Raw genomic sequence first — 23,700 nt, forward strand, 5'->3', positions numbered from 1 at the left:
GTGCCGTCAGGCCCATTCACCCTTGCGCATCACCGGAACCGTGGAGCCATCCGGCTTCACACCGTCAATATCCACCTTGTCGGAACCGATCATCCAGTCGATATGGATCAGGCTGGAATTACCGCCCTGCGCCTTGATCTCATCCTGCGACAGCGAAGCGCCGTCGAGGAAGCATTTCGAATAGCATTGGCCAAGTGCGATGTGGCAGGAGGCGTTTTCATCGAACAGGGTGTTGTAGAACAGGATGCCGCTTGCCGAAATCGGTGAGGAATGCGGCACCAGCGCCACTTCGCCAAGACGCCGCGCTCCCTCATCGGTGTCGAGCACCTTGTTCAGCACCGCTTCACCCCTGGAAGCCTTGGCTTCGACGATACGGCCAGCCTCGAACTTCACCTGGATATCGTCGATCAACGTTCCCTGATGTGAGAGCGGCTTGGTGCTGGAAACGTAACCGTCAACCCGCAGCGCATGCGGCGTGGTGAACACTTCTTCCGTCGGGATATTCGGGTTGCAGGTGACACCGTTCTTGGCGGTGGAGGCGCCGCCATGCCATTCATGGCCGTCTGCCAGACCGATCTTCACATCCGTACCGGGGCCGGTGAAATGCAGCGCGGAGAAGCGCTCGCCGTTCAGCCATGCGGAGCGCTTGGCAAGGTTGGCATTGTGCTGCGCCCAGGCCGCCACCGGATCGGCCACATCCACCCGCGATGCGGCGAAGATGGCATCCGCGAGCTTGCGGACCGCTTCGTCTTCCGTCACATCCGGAAAGACCTGCTTTGCCCAGGAAGGGTTCGGATAGGAGATGATGTTCCAGTTGATGTCGAAATTGGAAATCTTCTCCAGTGCCGGCTTGTAGGCGGTGGAGTTGGCCTTGTTGGCGCGCGCCACCTTGGCCGGGTCCTGTTCGGCCAGCAGCATGGGATTGTCGCCGGCAATCGCCAGCCGCGCCGCGCCATTGGCATAGGCCTTCGCCATGCCTTCATAAAGCCAGCCGGAAGCCCGGTCGAAATTGGCGTCGCTGGCATGGCGATAGCGCGCCAACGTGGTTTCCTCATCGGAATAGAAGGTGGTGACCAGTCCGCCACCCGCCATATAGGCGTGTTTGGTCAAAAATCGCACCAGCGGCAGGGCTGCCAGTGGCGCGGTAATCACCAGATCCTGATCCTTCTGCAATTGCAGGCCGACCTTGACGGCGACTTCGGCCAGTTTTTCGAGTTTGACGGGATCGATGGGGGAAGCGGTCATGATCTGCCTTCGTCTATTTCAATCGGAGGCGCCGACCATAGCCCATTCCTTCCGAAAGCCAAATGCTTTCAGGCGCGCCCCTTGCGCTTCAATCGGCGACCAGCGGCGCGGCAATGGCCTTCAGCGCCGTTTGGGCATCGCGGGGCGAAAGCCTCACCTGCAAGCCACGCTGCCCGCCATTCATGTAGACATAATCATGCGCCATGGCCCCGGCCTCGATGGCCGTCGGCACCTGTTTCTTCTGCCCGAAAGGGCTGATGCCGCCGACATGGTAACCGGTGGCCCGTTCCGCATCGGCAGGCTTCATCATGCTGGCGGATTTGCCTCCGAAGGCGGCGGCCAGCTTCTTCATGCTGACCTCGCGGTCCGAGGGGACGACAACGCAGACCGGTTTGCCGTCCAATTCCGCCATCAGCGTCTTCAGCACCAGATGCGGGGCCTCACCGATCGCCTCGGCCGCCTGCAGGCCGATCCGATCGGCATTCGGGTCGTAGTCATAGGTGACGGTGCTGAAGGCAACGCCGGCCTTCGTCAGCATCTGGGTGGCGCGGGTCGTTTTGGACATGGCGGGCTGCGTTCACGCAAAAAGGGTCTGGTAGGTTTCAGGCTTGAAACCGACGGTTATCCTGCCCTTTGCCTCCAGCACGGGACGCTTGATCATGGAGGGCTGTTCCAGCATCAGCTCGATGGCCTTCTCACGGGTGAGATCGGTCTTCTGGCCGTCGTCGAGTTTTTTGAAGGTGGTGCCGGCCCGGTTGAGAACCGTTTCCCAGCCCGCGGCATCGCACCATGTTTCCAGATGGGCACGGTCGATGCCGGCCGCCTTATAGTCATGGAAAGAATAGTCGACGCCGTTGGCTTCCAGCCAGCTTCTGGCCTTCTTCATCGTGTCGCAGTTCTTGATGCCGTAAATCGTGACCGTCATGCCTTCTGCCCTTCGTCTTTAAAAGCACTTCCGGCATAACAAAATATCCGTCTTATTCAACCCGCCTGCTGAAACGCCCAGCGCACTTACCCGGTCCTGGTGGTTAAGCCATGCAAAATCGCATTGGCTGATATCCAAACGAGCGCGAGCAAAGCTGCATGGCTTCCCTGCTACATCATGAGTTGTAGAACGGGCCGGAAATGCCCATTATCTGGGCATCAAAGATGGAGAGAAAAATGCGTCAGGTTGCAAAGACATCGCGTAACTTCTTCGGTGAAACTTTCGCCGTTCTCGGTGCAGCGCTCTCGGTTTCGGCCGCTGTTCGCGCACATCGCAAGCCCGCCCGCGCCGATCTCGAAGCCCTCGGCATCGACGGCAAGGCTTTCGACAAGGTACAGCTCTAAGCTGGTCATTATCCGTTGCGAGGCGATATCGCCTCGCTTGCGCTCAAGGATCGACAACGGGTTCGGTTTTCGACGGGCGCGGTGGATGTGCGAATGGCGCAAAAAAAACGCGCCGGACTTGCACAACAAGGCCCCGTGTCGTTTTCATTATTGAATTCGGAAATAATTCCCGGCGTGGAAGTGCTATGCCGCTTCGGGTGCAGATTATCGTACCGCCAGCCTTTGCGTCTGCCGTTTCGAGCGTCCGATTACTTTTTCCGGCAATTGTAACTGGCTTTCAGGCCGCTCATAACAGTCCGCTTTCGGCGAAAGTGCGAAGCGCCCAAGCGACTCATGTCGTGTTTCGCCATTGTGGCTGAAAACCAGCTCGAAGCTCCCCGCCAGCCAGCTATAGGGCTTTTCCGCCGGCATCAGCTCAATTTTCCCGCAGCCATAGATCACGGTGAGATGCGGCGTAAGCGACGGCGCGACGACATAGGGCAGGTTTGCCCGCCAAAGGGCGCGTTGCACCATCTTCGCCAGGGCCTTAAGTTCCTGCATTTCGCGGTTGCTTCGCAGCACCAGACTGTTGCGATTGCCGAAAAGCGACGATCCATCGAAGGTGATCGGAACGGGTCGCGCCTTGATCTCCCCCAGTACCGCTCGCAGCCGATTTACCAGCCCTTGAGGCACGGTCTCGAAAGATCCGATACAGAGCAGGGTTATATGCAGAAGTTCCTGCGGATAGGCCTCACGCTTTGTCCGCCCTGCGGCATGACGTGACGCATCGGCAAAAATTCGCTCCGCGAGAGCTGCCGGTGGTTTCATCGTGATCAAGAGTTTGCTGCTAAATCGCGGATTGAAACGTCGTATTTTCTCCGGCTCATACCCTTCGAAGAAAAGCTGCCTTGAACCTCCTTCATCTGCCAACTCGAAACCCATGACGATGCTCCACGGCCTATGCCAGGGCCGCGATATTATCATCACCGCTAAGAATTAAAAGAACAAAAAGAGAACAATAGCCAAGTGGCGCTCACCAGATGCCGGGAAACAGGCGATGGCGCCTTTCACGGGCATAGTCAGCATAACCGGACAATTCTGCCTGAAGTAGACGATCTTCCCAGCCGGTGCGCAGGATCAGCAGGGCGATGGCCAAAGCGGCGGGGAGCAAAGCTACCCAGGAACCCAATGCGAGCGGTATGCCCGTGAACATGGCGATTGCGGCCGTGTAGCCGGGGTGGCGCACGATACGGTATGGCCCCGACGTGATCACCCGTTGCCCGCGCTCGCTTTGGATGCGGACACCCGGCTCGAAGAATGGATTGACGGCCTGGGCCCAGGCCGTAACCGCAATGCCGCCGACAAGCAGGATATACCCAAGCAGGACGGCCGAGATCGGCACGATGGACCACCCCATCCGGCCGGCATCGAGTGCCGCGACCGGGATTTCGGCGGAAAAAGCAAGAAGGATACCGGTGACGAGGAACAGGTCCCATTTCTTGGTGCCCGGCTGGAACTGGCTGCGCGCGCGGAAAATGACCGGGTTCACACGCGCCAATACCAGCGCCGAAAGGCCAAAGGCGGCGACGACGACCGCGACGAAAACCCAGCCCGGACACCAGCCAATCTGGCCTGCAGGCAGAAAAATCAGGGCCATCAGGCTGAGCGGTGAAATAATGGCGTAGAGGATCGCCGCGGAGCGTGACATTGGCTTCGGATCGGCATCGTGTGTCATCGGCTCCTCCCATTGTCCTTTGCAGGCGAACGTAGCCTCTCCTAACGGACTGCGTTGCAGCGGCCTGAAGCCGTGCCGGACCGAGGATACTCTGCGAAGGACGGTCGAAATACTGGCGAAAAAGGGCAGAAAGTCAAACGTGCAAGCGGCGTCCGGTCTTGTCAACCGTAGGACATTAGCGTCCGGACCGGGATGGTTCGGCCGCTGTTCGGGGGCATCGGTCAACCGCCATCGGTCGTCGATGGGTCCCGCCATATCAGCCACGCGCGGGCGGTTTCCGGGAAGCTCCTGTCAGTGGTCATAGGCAAAACCGCCTGGTGTTGACATTCTACCTACTAGTTGGTAGGTAATGCCTATGAAAAATCCCCAGACCAAGGCTGATGAAATTCTTCGCTGCGCACGCGCCCTGATCATAAAGGGTGGCTATAACAGCTTCAGCTATGCCGACATTTCCGCCGTGGTCGGCATTCGCAATGCAAGCATTCACCACCATTTTCCCAGCAAGTCCGATCTGGTCCAAAAACTGGTTGCGCAATACAGGCAGGAGGCGGAAGCCGGTATTGCCGAACTGGAACGAAACATCTCCGACCCGCTCGAACAGCTCCGCGCCTATATCGGCTATTGGGAGGGCTGCATCGCCGAGGCTACGCATCCCTTCTGCGTCTGTGCTCTGCTCGCCAGTGAAATCCCGGTTCTTCCTGAAACGGTCGCTCTTGAAGTGCGCGCGCATTTTCAAAGCCTCTCCGACTGGCTCACCGCCGTTCTGGAACGTGGTGTTGCACAGGGGCGCCTCATGCTGAGCGGGACCGCCAGAACCAATGCTGAAATCTTCATGGCCACCGTTCACGGCGCGATGCTCTCCGCCCGTGCCCACGGTGATGCGACGACTTTTGGCGCAATAACCCGTCCCATGCTGGAGCGCATGACCGCTTGAAATCGGAGCTTCGCGAGACAGATGGACGCGTGGCCCGAGCGGCATGCCACCGAAAAAATTAGACGGCATCAAGCTGGTAGATTTGTCGATGACGGTCTGCTTCCCGGACCAACCCGTCCTCTGGACGAGAAAGGTAATCTCTCATGTTCGGAATTTCTCCGCTTGGCTGGATCCACACGCTTGGAAGCCTGCCGGCCATTCCCGCCGCCATCTACATGTTTGCCCGCCACGGTCGAATTGTTCCCCGATCAGCGCCGGGCGCCGTCTATCTTGTTTCCATGCTGATCGGCGCTGCCACGGTCTTCCTCGTGGCACATCAGCCGATCAGCTACGGTGTTGGCGTCCTGACCATCCTGTTCCTGCTTGCCGGTTACGGCATCGAGCGCGTTCTGGGTTCAACGCGCATCGCCAGATATATTGAAACCATCTGTCTCAGCATCAGTGCATTTCTTTTGATGGTCCCGACGGTGAGCGAAATCCTGCGTCGTGTTCCGGACGGTCACCCGCTGGTTACGGACCTGAAATCGCCGCTGCTTCTTGGCGTTCAGGCCGGGTTGCTGGCGATCCTCGTCGTGGGCCTGACGGCTCAGATGATCCATCTCACACGACAAAACAGAAACGCCGCGAACTAGTCGCGGCGTCATATTTATCGGACCGTGTCGAGTATAGTCCTATTCCCACTCAATTGTTCGCCTTGTGGTCTAACCTATTGAAAAACAAAGCGAAAAAATATTTCTTGGGAGCCATATGCCGCCGCACCCACCGTCAAAAAGCTATCCCTCTTGAAATCATTGGGTTTTTTCGGCTGATCGGCTCGTAAAAAATTTCGCCACCTATCGCCGGTGACGGTCGCCGCTTCAGTTCGCGGAACAGACGGCGAATGTCCTCGCAAGAACTACATCATACCGACTCGCGGTTCCATTTTCCATCCTACTTGGGAGATTCGGGAAGCGCTCAAAGGAAACAGTCCGGTATGAGGGGAAAGCCTTCCCCTGCGGCCGAGCCAAGGTCTCGGCCGACCCCTTCTGCGGGGAGGCCCCGCAACGCCCCCTTTGCTGGAGACCGACAACCCCTAGCAAAATTTGCAGACCTTGAATGTCAGAAAAACATAGGCTATTTTCTGACACATGAAAACGGCGATCACATCGGTTCCCGATCGGATTATGAAGCGCGCCCGCTCTAGCGGACGTGGCGGCGTCTTCACGCCCAGCGACTTCTTGGACGTTGCCGGGCGCGCAGCGGTCGATCAGGCTCTTTCGCGATTGGTCAAGAACGGCGCGCTACGTCGCCTCACCCGTGGCCTGTATGACTATCCCAAGCTCCATCCGAAACTCGGACAGCTCTCGCCCACGCCCGATGACGTCGCGCAGGCGTTGGCGCGTGAGACGGGATCGCAGGTGCAGATCGCGGGCGCTCGGGCGGCGAACGCCCTCGGCCTGACGACGCAGATGCCGGCGAAGAACACCTACCTGACCGACGGGCCGTCCCGGCGCGTGGTGCTGGGCAAGCGCGTGGTCGACCTCCGGCACGCATCCCCCAAGCATCTGATCGCCCCCGGCAGTCCGGCGGGCACTGTCGTTCAGGCGCTCCGGCATGTAGGTCCGTCGCGCGCCACCGATGTCGCGCAGGTCGCGGCGCATCATCTGTCGGCGTCCGACAAGAAGACCCTCGCGGCCTCGGCCACTCAGGCTCCCGCCTGGATGCGGCCTACGCTCGCCTCGATCGCCAGCGCAGATTTGGTCGGAAGCAATGGATAAGGTCGCCTTGCTTCCGACCGAGGACCGCGCCGCCCTCTTCGGTGAATCGGGCGCGGCCCGCGGTATGGCGAACACGATCGTCGAAAAGGACTTCTGGGTCTGCTGGACGCTGAAACGGCTGTTCACGGTGCAGGGCAAGGATACCGCCTCGCTGGTCTTCAAGGGCGGCACGTCGCTGTCGAAAGCCTTCAACGCCATCCGCCGCTTCTCCGAGGATATTGATCTCTCCTTCGATCGCGCGGATCTCGGCTACACCGGGGACCGCGATCCCGAGAAGGATGGGCTCAGCAAGAAGAAGACCAGCCAACTTATCGACGACCTCGTGAGCGATGTCGAACGGCATATCGCCGACAAGCTGCTTCCAGCGCTCCACGCCGCGATCGTGGAGCATCTTGGCGAACCTGCCGCCGGAGCATGGTCGCTGGAAATCGACCCCAACGACGCGCAGACGGTGAACTTCCACTATCCCACCGCGCTTCCTGCGACCGAATATGAAAGCATCGGCTACATCACGCCGCGCGTGAAGCTGGAGATGGGCGCGCGCGGAGATCCCTGGCCGACCGAAGAAAAGACAATCCACCCATATTCGGCGGAGGATTTTCCCGATTTCTTTGACGCGCCGGATGTCGCCGTCACCGTCCTGTCCGCCCGCCGCACCTTCTGGGAAAAGGCCACGGCGCTCCATGCAGAAGCGCATCGCCCGCCGGATTCGGCGATGCCGCAATATTTCTCCCGTCACTATTACGATCTCGCCATGCTGCTCGACACGGTCGAGGGCAAGGAAGCCGTCGTCGACTTCGACCTGCTGGCGCAGGTCGCGAAGCACAAGGCGACCTTCTTTCGGTCGGGCTGGGCCAGCTACGATACTGCTCGACCGGGGACGTTGCGGCTCATGCCGGAAGAATCGCGTGTGAAGGACTTGCGCACCGACTATCGAGCAATGGCGCCGATGATGTTTGACGAATCCCCGCCGTCGTTCGACGACATACTGGAGAGGATTGCGGCACTTCAGGAAGTCATCAATAGATAGATGGACAAAGGGGCTGGGGAGGACAATTTATTAGCGCGATACGTTCCATAGATCTGCGCCTTGTCGATGATCTCGTTGACTTCGTCCGAGGCTCTGGCTTCGTGCTCGACTTTTCTGACACGAGCTTCGCGGAATTTTTCGCGTCCGAGCTGAAGGTCAACATCGACGATCCCAAATTCTCGGCGAACGGCGGGTCGAAGGGGAAGCGGCTGCGCTACTTCTTGCAACACTGCGATGACGCCACTGCTGTCCGCACGCTTACCGCGCTTTGGGAACACCGTTCCGAGTATCTCGCCCGTAGCGGTGCAAAGGACCCCGTAAACGACGCCGCAACACGCTATCAGGGCTTGATCGACCGCCTCTCCGGCGGCGTGTCGCCCGTGCCGGCTCGGCCTGCACCAGCGCCCGCCGTCGATCGGCAAAAAATCGCGACCATCAAGTCTGAACTGCTGCGGGTTTCTTCACTCGGCGCACAGGCACGCGGCTTTGCGTTCGAGGGATTCCTCAAGGATCTGTTTGATGCTTTCGGCCTTGCTGCCCAGGAGCCTTTTCGGCTGCGTGGCGAGCAGATCGACGGCAGTTTCCAGCTCGGCAGCGACACCTATCTGCTGGAGGCCAAATGGCACGGCCAGCCGATCGGTGTTGCCGATCTCCACACGTTCCATGGCAAAATCGAGCAGAAGGCGGCATGGACGCGGGGTCTGTTCATGAGCAATAGCGGCTTTTCCGAAGACGGCTTGGTCGCCTTCGGTCGAGGCAAGCGCGTAATCTGCATGGACGGTCTCGACCTCTATGAGATGCTCGACCGGGAAATACCGCTCAATCAGGTTCTGGAACGCAAGGTGCGCAGGGCGGCCGAAACCGGCATGCCCTTCCTTCGTGTTCGTGATCTCTTCCCGATCTGAGGCGGCGGCGCATGGTGCAGTTCAACGATTGGTGCGACTCGGCAGACACGCCCCTCGGCAATCACCACGTCCGGGTCATGACGGGCCGGCCGGCAGACGCCGCGACCGGTATCCAAGTGACAGCCACCGCCGTTCCCGCGCACTATGCCGCCGAGGAACGTATAGCCGCGGCGCTTGCGCGGCTGGGCAAAGCCGCCGCCGCGCAAATGGTCACCGATCTTCTCCCGCAAACGCCACAGATCCGATCGGGCGACCTTGGCGAGATCTACGCTACGGAGTGGATCGACGCACACAGCGGCTATCGTGCGCCGATCAAGCGACTGCGCTGGAAGGATCACCGCAACATGGCGATGCGTGGCGATGACGTCATCGGCATGATGCTTGACCCAGCGACACAGCGCCTCCGCTTCCTGAAGACAGAAGCAAAGAGCCGCATCGATCTGCGCGCCCAAACGCTGGAGGAGGCGCGCGCCGGCCTGAATAAGGACGGAGGCCTGCCGTCCTCGCACGCCCTATCCTTCATCTCAGCCAGGTTGATGGAACTGGGCACCGACGCGCCGCTCGTCGACGCCATCGACGAGGCGCTCTACCGGAACGGCATCCCGCCTGAGAGCGTGAAACATCTCCTCTTCACCTTCTCGGGGAATTCTCCGCAGGCCCTGCTGACGCAGGCGCTGCAAGCCTATCCCGGCCCGATCGGGCAATGGGGCATCGGTCTGCACGTCAACGGTCACGCCGCCTTTGTCGGAGCCGTCTACGATCGAGTCATAGCCGATGCCAACCACCCCTGACGCGATCACAGCGGCGATTACCGACGCTGCGGCGGCAGGCTTCCGCGGCAGGCTCATTGCGCGCGGGCAGGCTCGCGCAATGATCTGGCGTGACGGTGTTCTCCCGCCCGACGCGCCCGCCTTCTCGCCGCAGCTCAGTTTCGATCTCCACAGTTACGCCTATGGCTTGCTTGGGCTGGGGCTACGCCTCCTCGAACTCGACGGCGACCCGAACCAGGCACGGACGGCGTTCGAACAGGCCGCAACCGCCCTCGAAGCGGTTATGGCCAAAGGCAATCGCGGCGAAGCAGACCGCGACTTCCATTTCGTGATGGCAGCCGCCAGCTATCACCTCGCGCACCTTTCCGCCCAGGCCTATTCCCTCCTTGCAGTCGTGGCCGACGAGGCAAATTTCTCGCCGATCGAACAGGCGCTCGCACTCTTAATGCGCCGAGACATCAACGCGCTGCGCACGCGAGTGTATGCCTTCCGCCTCGATGGCCGAGGATCAGACGCGACCATTACGGCGCTCTTCCAGCAGCGTCTCGCCGAGCCCGTCGCCGCCGACGCGCCGGAACGGGACGGAAAAGACTTTCTCTTCGAGGGCTTGGACCTCGCCCTGACGGACGCCTTCTTCGGCGCCTTTGCGATGTTCCTGCTCGGCCTGGATCGCGGCGAACGTGCTCTTCTCGACCGGGCAATCGCCCAGCTTCGCGAGAATCTCGACATCTGCGGGGAACTGAACCTTCTGCCGCAATGGTGGGTGCATCGGGTCGCCATCCATCTGCTTTCCGATCTCTGGTCGAACACCTTCCACGAAAAGGTTCCGCTGCTTCCCGCCGGCGGCGCTGCTCCTTCATGGCCCGGCCTACGCGAGCTCTTCATCGCCTTGCTCGCTCGCCGCCCAAGGGCGGAGGTCGACCTGTGGCCGTCACAGACCGAGGCGGCGTCGCGCGCTGTCGATCAGACCGACAATCTCGTCGTTTCGCTGCCGACCAGCGCCGGCAAGACTCGCATCGCCGAACTGTCCATTCTGAGATGTTTGGCCGGCGGGCAGCGCGTCATGTTCGTGACCCCGCTTCGCGCCCTGTCAGCACAAACCGAAACCACGCTTCAGCGCACCTTCGGGCCGCTCGGCAAGACCATTTCCGCCCTCTACGGCAGCATCGGCGTGTCCGGCTTCGACGAGGATGCCATCCGCGAGCGTGACATCGTCGTCGCGACCCCCGAGAAGCTCGATTTCGCCTTGAGGAACGATCCGTCGCTGCTCGACGATGTGGGCCTGCTCGTGTTCGACGAAGGCCATATGATCGGTCCCGGCGAACGCGAAGTTCGATACGAGGTTCAGATTCAACGCCTCCTGCGTCGTCAGGACGCCGATCAACGTCGCATCGTCTGCCTGTCGGCAATTCTTCCCGACGGCGATCAAATGGAAGACTTCTCGGCGTGGCTGCGCCGCGATCAACCGGGCGGTCCCATCAAGCACGATTGGCGTCCGACGCGCTTGCGCTTCGGCGAAGTCATCTGGAATTCGCCGGCAGCGCGCCTCAATCTTCGCGTCGGCGAGGAAAAACCCTTCGTGCCCCGATTTCTCACTGGCGCGGCACCGCCGCTGTTCGTGCCGCCGAAGAAGCTCCGCACCAGGCTCTTCCCGGACAATCAGCAGGAATTGAGCCTTGCTACCGCATGGCGTCTCGTCAGCGACGGCCAGACCGTGCTGATCTATTGCCCGGAGCGCCGCAGCGTCGAACCCTTTGCCAAGGTCATCGTTGAACTGCACTCGCGCGGCGCACTCGCGTCCTTGCTCACGGTCAATCCGGCCACCCTGCAGACCGCCATCGCGCTCGGTGAAGAATGGCTTGGGCCGGACAGCGACATCCTGAAATGTCTTCGACTTGGTGTGGCGCTTCACCATGGCGCCTTGCCGACCGCCTATCGCAAGGAAGTCGAGCGCCTTCTGCGTGACGGTGTGCTCAAGGTCACGATCTCATCGCCGACATTGGCGCAGGGCCTCAATCTCTCGGCGACCGCGGTGGTCATGCACTCGCTCTACCGGCACGGCGAGAAGATAAAGGTCTCCGAATTCAAGAACGTCATCGGACGCGCGGGCCGGGCCTATGTCGATGTCGAAGGCCTTGTCCTCTATCCCATCTTTGAGGATGCAAAGAACAAGAAGCACGACGAATGGGTCGGGCTGATCGAGGACCTCGGCGCCCGCGAGATGGAAAGCGGGCTCATCCAACTCATCCTCTCGCTGCTCAGCCGCATGCACGCGCGGCTTGGCGGCAACCTCGACCAGTTGATGGACTATGTCGTCAACAATGCCGCGGCCTGGACTTTCCCCGAGGTTGCCGGCGAAAAGGCCGACAAGCGTGAGCGGGCGCTGAAAGAGTGGGAGCGTCACATGGCGACCCTCGACACCGCCATTCTCAGCCTCATCGGCGAGGCCGACGTACCTGATGATCAGATCGAGGCCGCGCTCGACAACATCCTTCAATCTTCGCTCTGGCAACGCCGCCTGCTGCGCGTCGACGACGCATTGCGCGTTGCCTATCGCACTACGCTGCTCACGCGGAGCCGGTATATCTGGGCGAATTCGACCGCCGTTAGGCGGCGCGGCTACTTCCTGGCCGGGCTCGGCCTCGAGGCGGGACATGCGCTGGACGCAGTTGCGCCTGAAGCGAACCTCCTTCTCATACAGGCAAACGCGGCCCTCGCGGCCTCGGACCATGAGGCGGCGATCGCTGCGATCACCGGCATCGCCGAGCGCGTGTTCACCTTCTATCCATTTGAACCGGACCCATTCCCGGCGAATTGGCGCGACATCCTCAGATTCTGGCTACTCGGGCAGCCATTGGCCGCGATCGTCGCCGGGCAGGAAGCCGAGGCATTACAATTTATCGAAGGCGGCCTGGTTTATCGCCTGCCTTGGGCCATGGAGGCCTTGCGCGTTCGTGCCGCGGCCAATGGCGACGTCGTCGGCATATTGGCACTGGGCCTGGACGACCATGAACTTGGCCTGGCTGTGCCCGCTGTCGAAACGGGGACGATGAACCGCTCCACCTCGATCCTGATCCAGGCGGGGTTCAATTCGCGGCTCGCGGCCATCAAAGCCGTCACCGACACAGCCGCCACCTTTACCACCGGAGCGCAATTGCGCGCATGGTTGCGCTCACCTGATCTCGCAGCCTGGTCGGCGCGACCCGACTGGCCCACCGCCGAGACGCGGGCCATATGGCTGGAATTCATCCAGGAGTTCGCACCGGCGAATAACCGGACCTGGGCACGGCGAGACTATCTTGGAAATGTTCAGTGGTTCGCTGCGCCCGCGCCTCCGGGTACGCCAGTCAGCCTCTTTCATCGGAACGGACAGCCACTGGTTCTGGCGCCCGACGGGCACGCGATCGGACTGCTGCTACATCCGCTCAACCCCAATCGACGCGGTCTCGTGCGAACGAGCGTGGCTCTGAACGTCGCTCAGCTCGACTTGAGCTACCTCGGTCCCGACGATTTGTGGACCACCTAGCTCGTGAAAAAAGGCCCTCACCCGCACAGCCAGATCGGAGATCGAGCTTCGGCGCGCGATATTTTCAAGATCCCCAATGATCGGCCAGACACCTGACGAACAGCGCGCCGCGCGAGGACAAGCCCTTGGATAGCAGTCAAATCATCGAGAGTGCGATCAGCAGACTCGCAAATACTATGAGAATTTACGCCGAAGCGCATATGCGCTTCGGCGATCTGTTCAAGATCGACCCCGAAGAAGCGATTGACAATATCGATCGCTCTTTTGAAATGATGCTTGAGAGCTTTCATACACTCTATGATGTATCGAAGCATCTCTTTCCGTATTTCGACCATGGGGACACGGCCCTTGTGATCGCAGTGCGAAACGCGATCCATCACCGTGACCACCCGCTGTTTCGAAGCCTTCAGCGACGCCTGCACCTCGATAGAGGTGGAGTGGAACGCTGGCTCGGCGCATCCTTTTTGCTCGCAAGCCACCCCATGCTGCACGGTGCTCCGATCCGAATGTCCCACCATTTACGATTGGACGACCTGGACGCGCGGCTCGATCCTTCACGCGCATCGCCATATCTCGATACCTTTGTGAGGGGCGCGACGGCCACCGCACGATTTTCGTTGATCGACTCGCAGCTCGGGCTGTCAGCGATCCGTAAATTTCGTTCCCAGCACCGATACCCTGACGACCAAACCTATCTCGATCTCGTGCCGATTTGTGTCTCGGCCATTTGCAGGGTGTTCAAGGCAATGAACGCCGCGGGCATCAATTTCAGAGATTTCGACGCCAATACCTATGTCGGTCCGTTCACGACGGAAATCGCGGTCGATCTCTCCAGCCAAGACTTCAAGCAATTGCGTTTGCGCGGTTGGGGACCGTTGGACCTCATCCCTATTCCCATCGAGGACAGGCATGAACACGGAGTCGAGTGAAGGGAGAAATCCGTCCCCCGCGGCCGAGTCGAAGTCTCGACCGCCCCCTTCTGCGGGGACGCAGGCGTAAAATTACGATGGAACAGGAAGACGATTTTCTCGCCTCGAAATATGTCGAGTACCGCAAGGCTTGCAGGGAAGCCGAGGCATTTACGCCCTTCATGCCCTATGGCTGGTTCAAACCGCCCCAGACAGTCCGGCTGGATAGCGAGTTCGGCCTTCAGCAAATGGCCTATCGCGATCTCGCGGATGATGCCGCACGCGACCTCGCAAACGGGATCAATCACCTGATCGGCCTCACCATGCGTCTGGAAGCATGGGGCAGCGTCATCGAAGCGCTTGATGTCCAGCAGACGAACCAATTGCTGCATGAGTTCGTGCAGGATCTGGCTTCAACGGCGCTGCTCAGCCCATACACGCTCAAGGCCCGGTTCTTCTTTGCGGTCGCGCATCTGTCCCATCAGGCGAACAGGGTTTCCCGAGGAAGCGAGTGGGCGGACGATCTTGCCGCTCTGCCGGAGGATTGGGGCATCAAGGAAGAGGTGGCGGTCAAGGCCGCAAAGCCTTGGCGCTCCTGGAAGAAATTGAACCGGGCGCTCAACACCGTCGACATGGGCGACTTCAAGTCCGCCACGGATGATTTCCGGAGTAAGTACACCCACAGGTTCACGCCACGGGTCGAACTTGGGCTATCCCAATCAATCAAGCGCCTTTGGGCAAAGGGCGAAAAAACGCCCTCCTACGGAATCGGCGGCTCGCCGCCGCTTAAACTGGACGCGGTTGTCCAGGAACTTAAAATCCAATGCGTCCGCCTGTCAGCCTGTTACGCCGAGTTTCAGAAGCTTGTCGCGGAGCAGAGCAAGGTATTGTTCGGGAATGCCGATAGCCCGCAAGAGTGAGAGTCCGGACGGGGCTTTGCCGTAACGGATGGAGGCCGCTTCCCTTTGCGTGAAACCTAAAGGCGATCAGGATTCACGGAGGCCAGGCCCATCGGCCTTCATCTCCTGATCCAGTCCTTGCGCCCGGCCGCTGCTCCGCTCTGGCCGGGCCGATTGCTTGGGGGCTCTGCCCCCTGGCGCGGCGCAAGGGATCGCTGCGCTCGACCGGGACGGTCTCCCCAGCCTTCCGCGCGGATGCGTGTTTCTCACTCTCGTTACGAGCTTCGATCCGCTCGTGCAGGCCGGGTGATACCCCTCCATCCCGGTCGCCCTTGCACCTTGCACCCCCCGGTCTCGCCGACGGGCAGGGTTGCAGCGCAGCGCTGCGCTTCAACCCAAGCCCATAGGAGCAAAGACCATGACCACGACCGCCAACATCGCCCCGACCGCCGAACACGGCACGACCGTTTTCATCCCGCTCAACAAGCTCAAGAAGCATCCGAAGAATGCCCGCAAGACCCCGCACAGCGAGGCGTCTATCGAGGCGAAGGCGGCGAGCATCGCTGCCAAGGGCATCCTGCAAAATCTGGTGGTGGAGCCTGAAACGAACGCCGAGGGCGAGCCGACCGGCTTCTATCTCGTCAGCATCGGGGAAGGCCGCAGGCTGGCGCAGATGCTGCGCGTGAAGCGCAAGCAGATCAAGAAGACCGAACCCATCCGCTGCGTCATCGACACGGCGAACGATGCCGCCGAGATCAGCCTTGACGAGAACGTCACGCGCGAAGACCTCCACCCCGCCGACCAGTTCGAGCGCTTCCGCGAGCTTTCCGAGGATCGGGGATGGGGCGCGGAGGAAATCGCCGCCCGGTTCGGCGTGACCGCCCATGTCGTGAAGCAGCGGATGCGTCTCGGCGCTGTCAGCCCCAAGCTGTTGCAGCTCTATCGCGATGGCGATCTGACCTTGGATCAGTTGATGGCCTTCGCCATCACCGACGATCACGCGCGGCAGGAACACGTCTATGAGAACCTGTCCTACAACCGCGATCCGTCCATCATCCGGCGCGACCTGACCAAGATGAACGTAGCCGCGACGGATCGCTGCGCCGTCTTCGTTGGCGCGCAAGCCTATACCGAAGCAGGCGGCAACATCATCCGCGACCTGTTCACCGAGGATCGGGGTGGTTTCTTTGAAGACCCTGCGTTGCTGGACCGGCTAGCCGTCGAGAAGCTGGAAGGGATCGCCGCCGAGGTGCAGCAGGCCGAGGGATGGAAGTGGACCGCCGCCTATCTCGACTTCCCCCACGCCCACGGGATGCGCCGTGTCTATCGGCATTCGGTGGAGCTTTCCGAGGAAGACGCCACGGCTTACGACGCGGCGCAGGACGAGCTTGAGCGCCTGAACGCGGAATGGGAGGACGCCGACACCGACCTCCCGCCCGAGGTGGATACGCGCCTTGCGGAGCTTGAAGCCGAGATCGACCGGCTGGACGCCAAGTGCCATGCCTTCGATCCCGATGACATTGCGCGCGGCGGCGTGTTCGTCGTCGTCGGCCATGCTGGCGATGTTCGGATCGAGCGCGGTTTCATCCGTGCCGAGGACGAGGCCCCGGAGCCGGAACCGGAGGACGCCGAGGGCGGCGAAACCGTCATCGACGGGGTGCGCGTCAACGGGGACGGCGAAATCCTCGACAGCGGAGAGGACGGCGACGACCTCCCCGAAACCGAGCAGGAGCCGGAAGAAGAAGCCGGGGATGCGGGCAAGCCACTGCCGGACTCGCTCATCCGCGACCTGACCGCGCATCGCACCCTTGGCCTGCGCCTCGCTCTTGGCGAGCAGCCGGACATGGCGTTGATCGCCGTCGTCCATACGCTGGCCGCGCAGACCTACTATCGGGGCGGCAGCACGGCCCATTGCCTCGAAATCAGCCCGACCAGCAATTTCCTCGCCGCCCACGCGGACGGCATCGAGGACACGGCGGCGGCGAAGATGCTGGCGGATCGCCATGCCGGATGGGCGGCGGACATGCCGCGCGACTTGGCAGACCTCTGGGGCTTCGTTGCCGGTCTGGACCATGCGAGCCTGATGGCCTTGCTCGCGCATTGCGCCTCGTTGACCGTCAATGCCGTGAAGTTGCCATGGGAGAGCGGCAAGCGCCGCGCCCATGAGACGGCGGACAAGCTGGCGACGGCGGTGACGCTCGACATGACGGCGCACTGGACCGCGACCGTGCGCAGCTATTTCGGGCGTGTCACTAAGGCCCATATCCTCGCCGCCGTGCGCGATGCCCTTGGCGACGAGGCAGCGGAGCAGATCGCGGACAAGAAGAAGGTGGAGATGGCCGAAGCCGCCGAACAGCTTCTGGCCGGGACCGGGTGGCTTCCGCCCATGCTGCGCACCGCGCACCCCGCATGGCTCGACCAGCAGCCACAGGCGGTAGGGAATGAGCGCCTACCCGAAGTCAGTGAGGATCAATTCGCTATCGCAGCGGAATAATCGGAGAGCCGGGGCCGCGCGAGCGGTCCCGGCTCTCTCGCCTAAAAAATCGCGGCCGCGCGGCTTCTCCGCGCGGCCGATATACCTCGATTATCCTAACCCGCTCATAGTCGTCATAAGGGGCCACGCATGAGGTGTGACACATACGCAAGACGAAACGAAGTTCGCAGCGCAGTCGGGCGGCATCTTGTTGCAAGGCTCCCCTTAGAAATTCTTCTGGTAGATGATGAACGGCGTCTTGTCGGCGATGTGGTCATAAAGCTTGCGCGCAGTAGTGTTGAACTCCTGAGTCATCCAATACACCTCGGGCGCTCCAACCTCGTGCGCCTTGGCGTAAACGCCCTCGATGAGCGCCCGGCCCACGCCGGTGCCGCGCACCTCGGGATCGGCATAAAGGTCCTGGAGATAGCAGACGTTGCGAACCGTCCAGCACGACCGATGGAAAAGGTAGTGCGCAAGGCCGATGGGCTTGCCGTCGAGCGTAGCGAGGAGACCTCGATATTCGCCCTCTGTCGCGTCGCCCGTCAGCCGGGCGAACGTGGTAGTATAAATCTCTTCCGGCATCACCGTTTCGTAGAAGGCCAGATAGGCAGTCCATAGGCGCCGCCATTCACCTTCATCATCCTTGTGTAGAGGGCGAACGACAACAACGGTCATGATGGGCTCCTGTGCAGATTTTGTGAGGCCGTAGGGTGTGGACCGGTAAATTTCGTTCACCTAGCTCCAGAAGAGCATTTATGCATTAACTGCGAAGAAAACTACAAGAAAAGGCATTCATTCTACAAATTGTAACAATGATTTTGGGCCGACTGCTGACAGCGCTCTTCTCTCTGTATCTCTTCAATCTACGGTGGAGGCGTCTTCCATGGCGCTGCCTTTAGGGGCGGCTTTCAACTTTGCCGAAAGCACGCCAGCGGCGCGCTTCCGGCATTCGGCTGTAGCCCTACGGAAAAAAGGGCAGCGGCGGCCATTTCGCCAGCCTGCCCGTGGCGCGCAGCGTCCGAGAGGCCGGTCTTAATCGACATTATACCGACGTCAGCTAAGATCAGGCCGCTACACTCGCACGCTGTCAGATGGCATAGAATGCCGGGAGGCGCGGAACACGCATTCGAGCCCCGGCCATTGATGCGACGGTGTGCGGCGGACATTCGGCAGCGTCGTGCGCGGATCATGCCGCGAGGGTGCGGGCACGGGGCCGCATGTGCATTCGCTTCGTCCAACGCCGAGAATTGGCCAAAGCGGCGAGGATCAGGGTGGTGTGCATCGGCCAGCGGGGCCAGCACCGTTCCGTTCTCGAGCCGTGAGGTGCGAGGGGCGGCCGCCATTGCCGTATTCCCCCGATCTCCTGAGACGAGCGCTCCATCCGCGATCTCGAATGGCCTGGGTCTGACCGAAGACCGGCTTCGCCTCGCTCGTCTCCCGCAACATCCGCCGTCAACTTTTTTCCGCCGCGCGCGAGCGCGCTTTGCATCGCGAAGCAAAAAAGCCGTCGCCGGCCGCCTTCCACTTCGTTCCAGCCCTACGGGTGCAGGGTCGAGCGTCCCCGGTCTCACGACCCCCATCGAGGTCGCAATGGAGCGGCCCGACAGGAAAAGGAATACGACAATGGCGACCATCGGCACCTTCACCAAGAACGAAAACGGCGCGGGCTTCACCGGCGCAGTCAAGACCCTGACCCTCAACGTCAAGGCCAAGTTCGTCCCCGCCGAGGGCGAAAGCGAGCGCGGCCCCGACTTCCGCATCTTCGCTGGCGCGACCGAGTTCGGCGCTGCCTGGAAGAAGACCACCCGCGAAACCGGCCGCGAATATCTCTCGGTCAAGCTGGATGATCCGAGCTTCCCGGCCCCCATCTACGCCAGCCTGGTCGAAGCCGAGGACGGCAGCGGTCACAACCTCATCTGGTCCCGCCGCAACGGCGACTGAGACCGCCCCCTCAAGAAGCCCCGCCGCGGCGGGGCTTCTTCATGCTCATGTCCGCCACCGTCTAGGAACAAGGAATCGGGAGAACGGGACTCCCGATCGGATCTCGTGCCCGGTTTCCGCTCCACTCTGGCCGGGCGGCTTGCTTGGGGGTCTCCCCCCGGCGCGGTGCAAGGGATCGCTGGCGCTCGACCGGGACGGCTTCCCCGGCCTTCCTCCACGTCGTTCCGCCGTTCCGTGCAGGCCGGGAGATCCCCCTCCGTCCCGGTCGCCCTTGCACCTTGCACCCCCCGGTCTCGCCGACGGGCAGGGTTGCAGCGCAGCGCTGCGCTCCAACCCAAGCCCACGAAAGGAAAGACCATGTATCATCAGCTCGCCACCCGGTTCGGCCGCAACTCCCACCAGATCAGCGGGCGCGAGCCGCTGGATAACGAGGCGCTTTATCGGCATGTCCCGTCGATCTTCGCCAGCGAAGCCCATAACAGCCGTTCCGAGCGTTACGTCTATGTCCCCACCATCGACATCGTGGAGGGGTTGCGCCGGGAAGGATGGTTCCCGTTCTTCGCCGTCCAGTCGGTTCCGCGCGACGGTTCGCGCCACGGCCACGCGAAGCATATGCTGCGCCTGCGCCGGGATGGCGGCATCGGCAAGCCGGAGGCGGCCGAAGTCATCATCGTCAACAGCCATGACGGCACCAGCGCCTATCAGATGTTCGCCGGGATGCTCCGTTTCGTCTGCACCAACAGCATGATTGCGGGCGAGCGGTTCGAGGAAATCCGCGTCCCCCACAAGGGCAATATCCAGCATGACATTATCGAGGGCGTGTTCACCGTCGCGGAGGACTTCCCGCGCCTGATCGACGCGAGCGAGACGATGAAGGAAATCCGTGTTTCCGCAGAGGAACGCCGCGTGCTAGCCGAGGCGAGCCTTGTCGCCCGTTACGGCGAGGACGAAAGCCCACTACGCCCTGAACAGATCATCGAACCGCGCCGCCGCGAGGATATGGGCGGGAGCCTCTGGAGCACGTTCAACGTCATTCAGGAGCATTTGACCAAGGGCGGGCTGCAAGGCCGCAAGCAGAATGCCGAAGGCCGCATCCGCCGGAGTCAGACACGCCCCATCAACGGCATCGACCAGAACGTGACGCTTAACCGCGCGCTTTGGACACTTGCGGAGGGAATGCAGAAGCTGAAGGGGTTTTGACCTCCAACACGAGAGGGCCGCCTCGGCGGCTCTCTCCTTACCGACGAAAATTTTGCGCCGATCCGGCGGTGCGGATCGGCGGTGCGGCCATACGCAGGGATATGGCCGCGCTCGCCGGGCTGCGCCCGGCTCGCAGAATCACAAAGCACTGTTAAGAAGAAAATAACCAATTTGCTGATCGAGTTACGCGATCCATTTATCTGAATTGAGTAACTACAGCCATCTCAACTTATATCAGACGCTCTCTATCCGAGCATCGTTCTTCGTGTTCGGTATAGAGAGGTGCGCCATGCTGAGCATCGACTGGCGTTCACCGGCGGCATATCAATATGCCAAGGGCATCCCCGCTGCCGGTTTCGCTTGGGAATATCTTCGCCGCCACGACGATTACCGTCGCGAGTTTCAGGCAATCGCTGGATTGAGCGAGCCAGACCCGGAGCGCCTGGAAGCCTTCGTGCAGCGCTGGGGGTTGCGATTTTCCGACCGATCCTGAAACTCCGTCTGATCGGCAGTCCCTATTCTGGATACCGAACCTTCAGCCGCAGGCCGTGCTGCTCTCTCCGGTGCAGCATCGGCATGGCGAAACGGAGCCAATCGTGACGCTGGCGCACCTCGATGGCCTCGATTTGCGTCAGGCACCCGATGGCTGGCACGGCATCTGGCAGGTCGATGGCGTTGCGCACCAGTTCTGGCTTCCGCAAGCCGTTCCCGACGCTGCCGCCTTCTACGCCGCGTCCCTGCCGATGGATTCCTTTCTGGAGCTGCGCGCCCATGCCGCTCGCCGCCTCTGGCGCGCAATCAACGGCCGCCCGCCTGGCTCCGACTTCCGTGTGTTGCCGGCCCAGCTTCGACAGTGGCATATCCTGTCCCTGCGCGCGCTCGACGCGCGGTTGCGCGGCGAGAGCTATCGCGCCATCGCCGAAGTGCTGCTCGGATTCGAAGGGACGAAAGAGGATTGGGAGATCGGGCCGCAAAAGAACAAGGCTCGCCGGCTTGTCGCCCATGGCATCAAAATGATGCGGGGAGGCTATCGGCTTCTGCTTCGCTATCCGCTCAAATCACCGCAGGGATGACGTTCCGCGACCCTGCGCCGCGCTCGCGACGGCCTGTTCCAGAATACGCCGATAGCCTGCTTTCGACAGCCATTGGGCACGGGCCAGATGAGTTTCCCAGCAATACCGGCTGCGCGCTTCCTCGGCGATGGGATCACGATGCAGGACGATCCGCGCCACTTCTCGCCAGTCCGCACCGTCGCGGTTCGCATCCAGCAGGCGCAAATAGGTGACATAATGCTGCTCGTCATAGGCGGTGACGATGTTGCCGCTCGGCGCTACGTCGTCCACCTCGGGATCGAGCTCGACCGGATTGGGCATCGGCGATACTCCCCATCGTAGAGAAGGTTTCGTCTGCGGTGCGCCCCCGCAAACATCCTCTCTGACTCTTGGTGATCGGGGAGTTCGAAACCGTCACGAAACGGCCCCGTGGCCTTTAGTTCGGGTGAACCTGTTGCATACGCCACAGGCTCCCCGACCATAAGGTCAAGGAGTGTGGTGCTGTAACGGCCAGCACCAACCGTTCGTGAGGGGTTTCGACGCCCCGAAGCAGTGCGTTACTGCTCCGCTCGCAGTCATAGCCGAACGACGCCGGAATGTCTTCGCCGAATTCACCCGGTCGGCAATGACCCGCTGAAATAGCTCACCTTATTAGGATCACTGCATCTCCTCTCGGGGTGCCGCCCCCGCATAGGCGCAAATGCGGCACGCTACCGGCCGCCGATCCCTCGCCATGGTTCGCCATAGCCCGCCGCCACGACGGCAGCGCGCATCAACCCATGATCCAGAGGTGATCCTATGGCCATCCGCCCGAATGCGGACATGCCGCCGCGCCTGCTGCGCACACAGGAGGCCGCGCGCTTCCTCGGCATCTCCATCCGCACCCTTGAGAAGCATCGCACCTACGGCACCGGCCCGACCTATCGCAAGGTCGGGGGCCGCGTCCTCTACACCGTGCGCGATCTCGAAGCCTGGACCGAAATCGGCACTCGCAAATCCACCAGCGACAAGACGGCCGGCACGGTCTTTCCGGCCCGCCCGCTGACGCCGCAAGAGCGGGGTGAGTGCTGAATGCTGCGCGACGACAATCATAGCCCCGCCGACGCGCACGGCCGCGATTCCAGCGAACGCAGCCGGCTCGACCCCTTCGTGGTCGCGACCGGCGACGCCGCGCCCCGCGACCAGCGCGACCTCATGGAACGCCCGTTCTTCTCACTCGCCAAGGCCAAGCGCACGGCGCCGATCCTCTACGAATCCGCCGGCGTCCGCGTCGAGGTGTTCGCCGGCGCCGATTGCGGCATGGCGACTATCTGGGACGCCGACGTGTTGATCTGGGCGGCCTCGCAGATCGTCGCGGCTGAGAACAACGGCCTGCGCACGTCGCGCTTCTTCCGTTTCACGCCCTATCAGCTCCTCATGGCGATCGACCGCGCAACCGGCGCGCGGGAATATCGCCTGCTGAAGAACGCGCTCATTCGCCTGCAAGCGACGTCGATCCGCACGACGATCCGGCAGGGCGAGCAATGGCGGCGGCATCAATTTTCCTGGATCAACGAATGGGAGGAGCTGACCACCCGCGACGGCCGTGTCGAGGGCATGGAATTCGTCCTGCCAGACTGGTTCTATCGCGGCGTCACCGACCGCTCGCTCGTGCTGGCGATCGACCCGGACTACTTCCGGCTGACCGGCGGCATCGAACGCTGGCTCTACCGCGTCGCCCGCAAACACGCCGGACATCAGCCGCACGGCTGGCTGTTCGAGGTCGCGCACCTTCACCAGAAATCCGGCTCCATGGCGCGGATTTCGGATTTCGCGCTCGACCTGCGCCGCATCGCCGCCAAGCAATCGCTGCTCGGCTACCGCCTCGAAATCTACCGCGAAGGCCGCCGCGAGCTGCTGCAAATCCGGCCCGCCAGCATGTCCACAGTGCCTGTTGAAAAGGGTGTGGAAACACTCGTGACTTCGGGCGCAAAGGGTATCGGGACTTCGGGCGCAGCACTATCGGGACTTCGGG

At 61.6% G+C, this 23,700-nt stretch carries 24 protein-coding genes; 17 read left to right on the forward strand and 7 right to left on the reverse strand.

The genetic code is table 11. The annotated features are described in order from the left end of the window. Positions 1-6: 6 nt before the first annotated feature. The 3 genes from ACIQUH_RS14400 to ACIQUH_RS14410 form a co-directional block, all read right to left on the reverse strand. Positions 7-1,245 carry an aminopeptidase gene (locus ACIQUH_RS14400; RefSeq protein ID WP_400816153.1) on the reverse strand — a complete coding sequence of 413 codons (1,239 nt, stop codon included), beginning with the start codon at positions 1,243-1,245 and terminating at the stop codon, positions 7-9. Positions 1,246-1,333: 88 nt separating this feature from the next. After that, complete coding sequence (gene ybaK, locus ACIQUH_RS14405) at positions 1,334-1,810, reverse strand: Cys-tRNA(Pro) deacylase (protein WP_400816155.1); 477 nt, start codon at positions 1,808-1,810, stop codon at positions 1,334-1,336. Positions 1,811-1,822: 12 nt separating this feature from the next. Beyond that, positions 1,823-2,170, reverse strand: a complete 348-nt coding sequence (locus tag ACIQUH_RS14410; RefSeq protein WP_400816157.1) for an ArsC family reductase — start codon at positions 2,168-2,170, stop codon at positions 1,823-1,825. 236 nt (positions 2,171-2,406) lie between these two features. On the opposite strand from ACIQUH_RS14410, the gene ACIQUH_RS14415 reads away from it, so the two are divergent. Further along, a complete protein-coding gene (locus tag ACIQUH_RS14415; RefSeq protein WP_003503889.1) occupies positions 2,407-2,574 on the forward strand; it encodes a hypothetical protein in 168 nt (55 codons plus the stop codon). Between the two features lie 204 nt (positions 2,575-2,778). Here the strand turns inward: ACIQUH_RS14415 and ACIQUH_RS14420 are convergent, their stop codons facing one another. Beyond that, entirely contained in the window at positions 2,779-3,495 is a 717-nt protein-coding gene (locus ACIQUH_RS14420; protein ID WP_400816160.1) for a 2'-5' RNA ligase family protein, read from the reverse strand. A gap of 91 nt (positions 3,496-3,586) precedes the next feature. Continuing rightward, positions 3,587-4,288 carry a methyltransferase family protein gene (locus ACIQUH_RS14425; RefSeq protein WP_400816162.1) on the reverse strand — a complete coding sequence of 234 codons (702 nt, stop codon included), beginning with the start codon at positions 4,286-4,288 and terminating at the stop codon, positions 3,587-3,589. Positions 4,289-4,643: 355 nt separating this feature from the next. Between ACIQUH_RS14425 and ACIQUH_RS14430 the strand changes: the two genes are divergently transcribed. The 10 genes from ACIQUH_RS14430 to ACIQUH_RS14475 all read left to right on the forward strand — a co-directional run bounded on the left by ACIQUH_RS14430 (position 4,644) and on the right by ACIQUH_RS14475 (position 17,511). Continuing rightward, entirely contained in the window at positions 4,644-5,222 is a 579-nt protein-coding gene (locus tag ACIQUH_RS14430) for a TetR/AcrR family transcriptional regulator (RefSeq protein WP_400816164.1), read from the forward strand. 143 nt (positions 5,223-5,365) lie between these two features. Further along, positions 5,366-5,854 (forward strand): hypothetical protein, encoded by a 489-nt coding sequence (locus ACIQUH_RS14435; RefSeq protein WP_400816166.1) that lies wholly within the window; start codon positions 5,366-5,368, stop codon positions 5,852-5,854. A gap of 495 nt (positions 5,855-6,349) precedes the next feature. Then, the gene (locus ACIQUH_RS14440; protein WP_400816168.1) at positions 6,350-6,979 is read left to right on the forward strand and encodes a DUF6088 family protein; all 630 of its coding nucleotides are present in this window, start codon (positions 6,350-6,352) and stop codon (positions 6,977-6,979) included. Continuing rightward, entirely contained in the window at positions 6,972-8,009 is a 1,038-nt protein-coding gene (locus ACIQUH_RS14445; protein ID WP_400816170.1) for a nucleotidyl transferase AbiEii/AbiGii toxin family protein, read from the forward strand. Before ACIQUH_RS14440 ends, ACIQUH_RS14445 begins: the two co-directional genes overlap by 8 nt. A gap of 101 nt (positions 8,010-8,110) precedes the next feature. Then, a complete protein-coding gene (locus tag ACIQUH_RS14450; RefSeq protein ID WP_400816172.1) occupies positions 8,111-8,914 on the forward strand; it encodes a restriction endonuclease in 804 nt (267 codons plus the stop codon). A gap of 11 nt (positions 8,915-8,925) precedes the next feature. After that, positions 8,926-9,705, forward strand: a complete 780-nt coding sequence (locus ACIQUH_RS14455; protein ID WP_400816174.1) for a Hachiman antiphage defense system protein HamA — start codon at positions 8,926-8,928, stop codon at positions 9,703-9,705. Then, positions 9,689-13,210: a DEAD/DEAH box helicase gene (locus tag ACIQUH_RS14460; RefSeq protein ID WP_400816176.1), complete on the forward strand. Its 3,522-nt coding sequence runs from the start codon at positions 9,689-9,691 to the stop codon at positions 13,208-13,210. The genes ACIQUH_RS14455 and ACIQUH_RS14460 overlap by 17 nt, the downstream gene beginning before the upstream one ends. A 125-nt stretch (positions 13,211-13,335) precedes the next feature. Beyond that, entirely contained in the window at positions 13,336-14,139 is an 804-nt protein-coding gene (locus tag ACIQUH_RS14465) for a hypothetical protein (protein ID WP_400816178.1), read from the forward strand. 77 nt (positions 14,140-14,216) lie between these two features. Further along, positions 14,217-15,038 (forward strand): hypothetical protein, encoded by an 822-nt coding sequence (locus ACIQUH_RS14470; protein ID WP_400816180.1) that lies wholly within the window; start codon positions 14,217-14,219, stop codon positions 15,036-15,038. Positions 15,039-15,435: 397 nt separating this feature from the next. Next, positions 15,436-17,511 carry a ParB/RepB/Spo0J family partition protein gene (locus ACIQUH_RS14475; RefSeq protein ID WP_400816182.1) on the forward strand — a complete coding sequence of 692 codons (2,076 nt, stop codon included), beginning with the start codon at positions 15,436-15,438 and terminating at the stop codon, positions 17,509-17,511. 204 nt (positions 17,512-17,715) lie between these two features. Here the strand turns inward: ACIQUH_RS14475 and ACIQUH_RS14480 are convergent, their stop codons facing one another. After that, positions 17,716-18,168: a GNAT family N-acetyltransferase gene (locus ACIQUH_RS14480; protein ID WP_400816184.1), complete on the reverse strand. Its 453-nt coding sequence runs from the start codon at positions 18,166-18,168 to the stop codon at positions 17,716-17,718. Positions 18,169-19,116: 948 nt separating this feature from the next. Here ACIQUH_RS14480 and ACIQUH_RS14485 point away from each other — a divergent pair. The 4 genes from ACIQUH_RS14485 to ACIQUH_RS14500 all read left to right on the forward strand — a co-directional run bounded on the left by ACIQUH_RS14485 (position 19,117) and on the right by ACIQUH_RS14500 (position 21,707). Next, complete coding sequence (locus ACIQUH_RS14485; protein WP_400816186.1) at positions 19,117-19,434, forward strand: DUF736 domain-containing protein; 318 nt, start codon at positions 19,117-19,119, stop codon at positions 19,432-19,434. A gap of 357 nt (positions 19,435-19,791) precedes the next feature. Then, positions 19,792-20,634 (forward strand): DUF932 domain-containing protein, encoded by an 843-nt coding sequence (locus tag ACIQUH_RS14490; protein WP_400816188.1) that lies wholly within the window; start codon positions 19,792-19,794, stop codon positions 20,632-20,634. Between the two features lie 289 nt (positions 20,635-20,923). Next, complete coding sequence (locus ACIQUH_RS14495; RefSeq protein WP_400816190.1) at positions 20,924-21,127, forward strand: transcriptional regulator domain-containing protein; 204 nt, start codon at positions 20,924-20,926, stop codon at positions 21,125-21,127. Positions 21,128-21,185: 58 nt separating this feature from the next. Then, the gene (locus ACIQUH_RS14500) at positions 21,186-21,707 is read left to right on the forward strand and encodes a DUF2285 domain-containing protein (RefSeq protein WP_400816215.1); all 522 of its coding nucleotides are present in this window, start codon (positions 21,186-21,188) and stop codon (positions 21,705-21,707) included. Here the strand turns inward: ACIQUH_RS14500 and ACIQUH_RS14505 are convergent. Continuing rightward, entirely contained in the window at positions 21,693-22,007 is a 315-nt protein-coding gene (locus tag ACIQUH_RS14505) for a DNA -binding domain-containing protein (RefSeq protein ID WP_400816192.1), read from the reverse strand. The genes ACIQUH_RS14500 and ACIQUH_RS14505 overlap by 15 nt on opposite strands. A 477-nt stretch (positions 22,008-22,484) precedes the next feature. Between ACIQUH_RS14505 and ACIQUH_RS14510 the strand changes: the two genes are divergently transcribed. After that, positions 22,485-22,757, forward strand: a complete 273-nt coding sequence (locus tag ACIQUH_RS14510; RefSeq protein WP_400816194.1) for a helix-turn-helix transcriptional regulator — start codon at positions 22,485-22,487, stop codon at positions 22,755-22,757. Beyond that, on the forward strand, positions 22,758-23,700 hold a 943-nt coding region (locus ACIQUH_RS14515), incomplete at its 3' end, for a replication initiator protein A (protein WP_400816196.1).

Origin of the sequence: Agrobacterium sp. NPDC090283 (assembly GCF_044769685.1) — a bacterium.
Lineage (GTDB): Bacteria > Pseudomonadota > Alphaproteobacteria > Rhizobiales > Rhizobiaceae > Agrobacterium.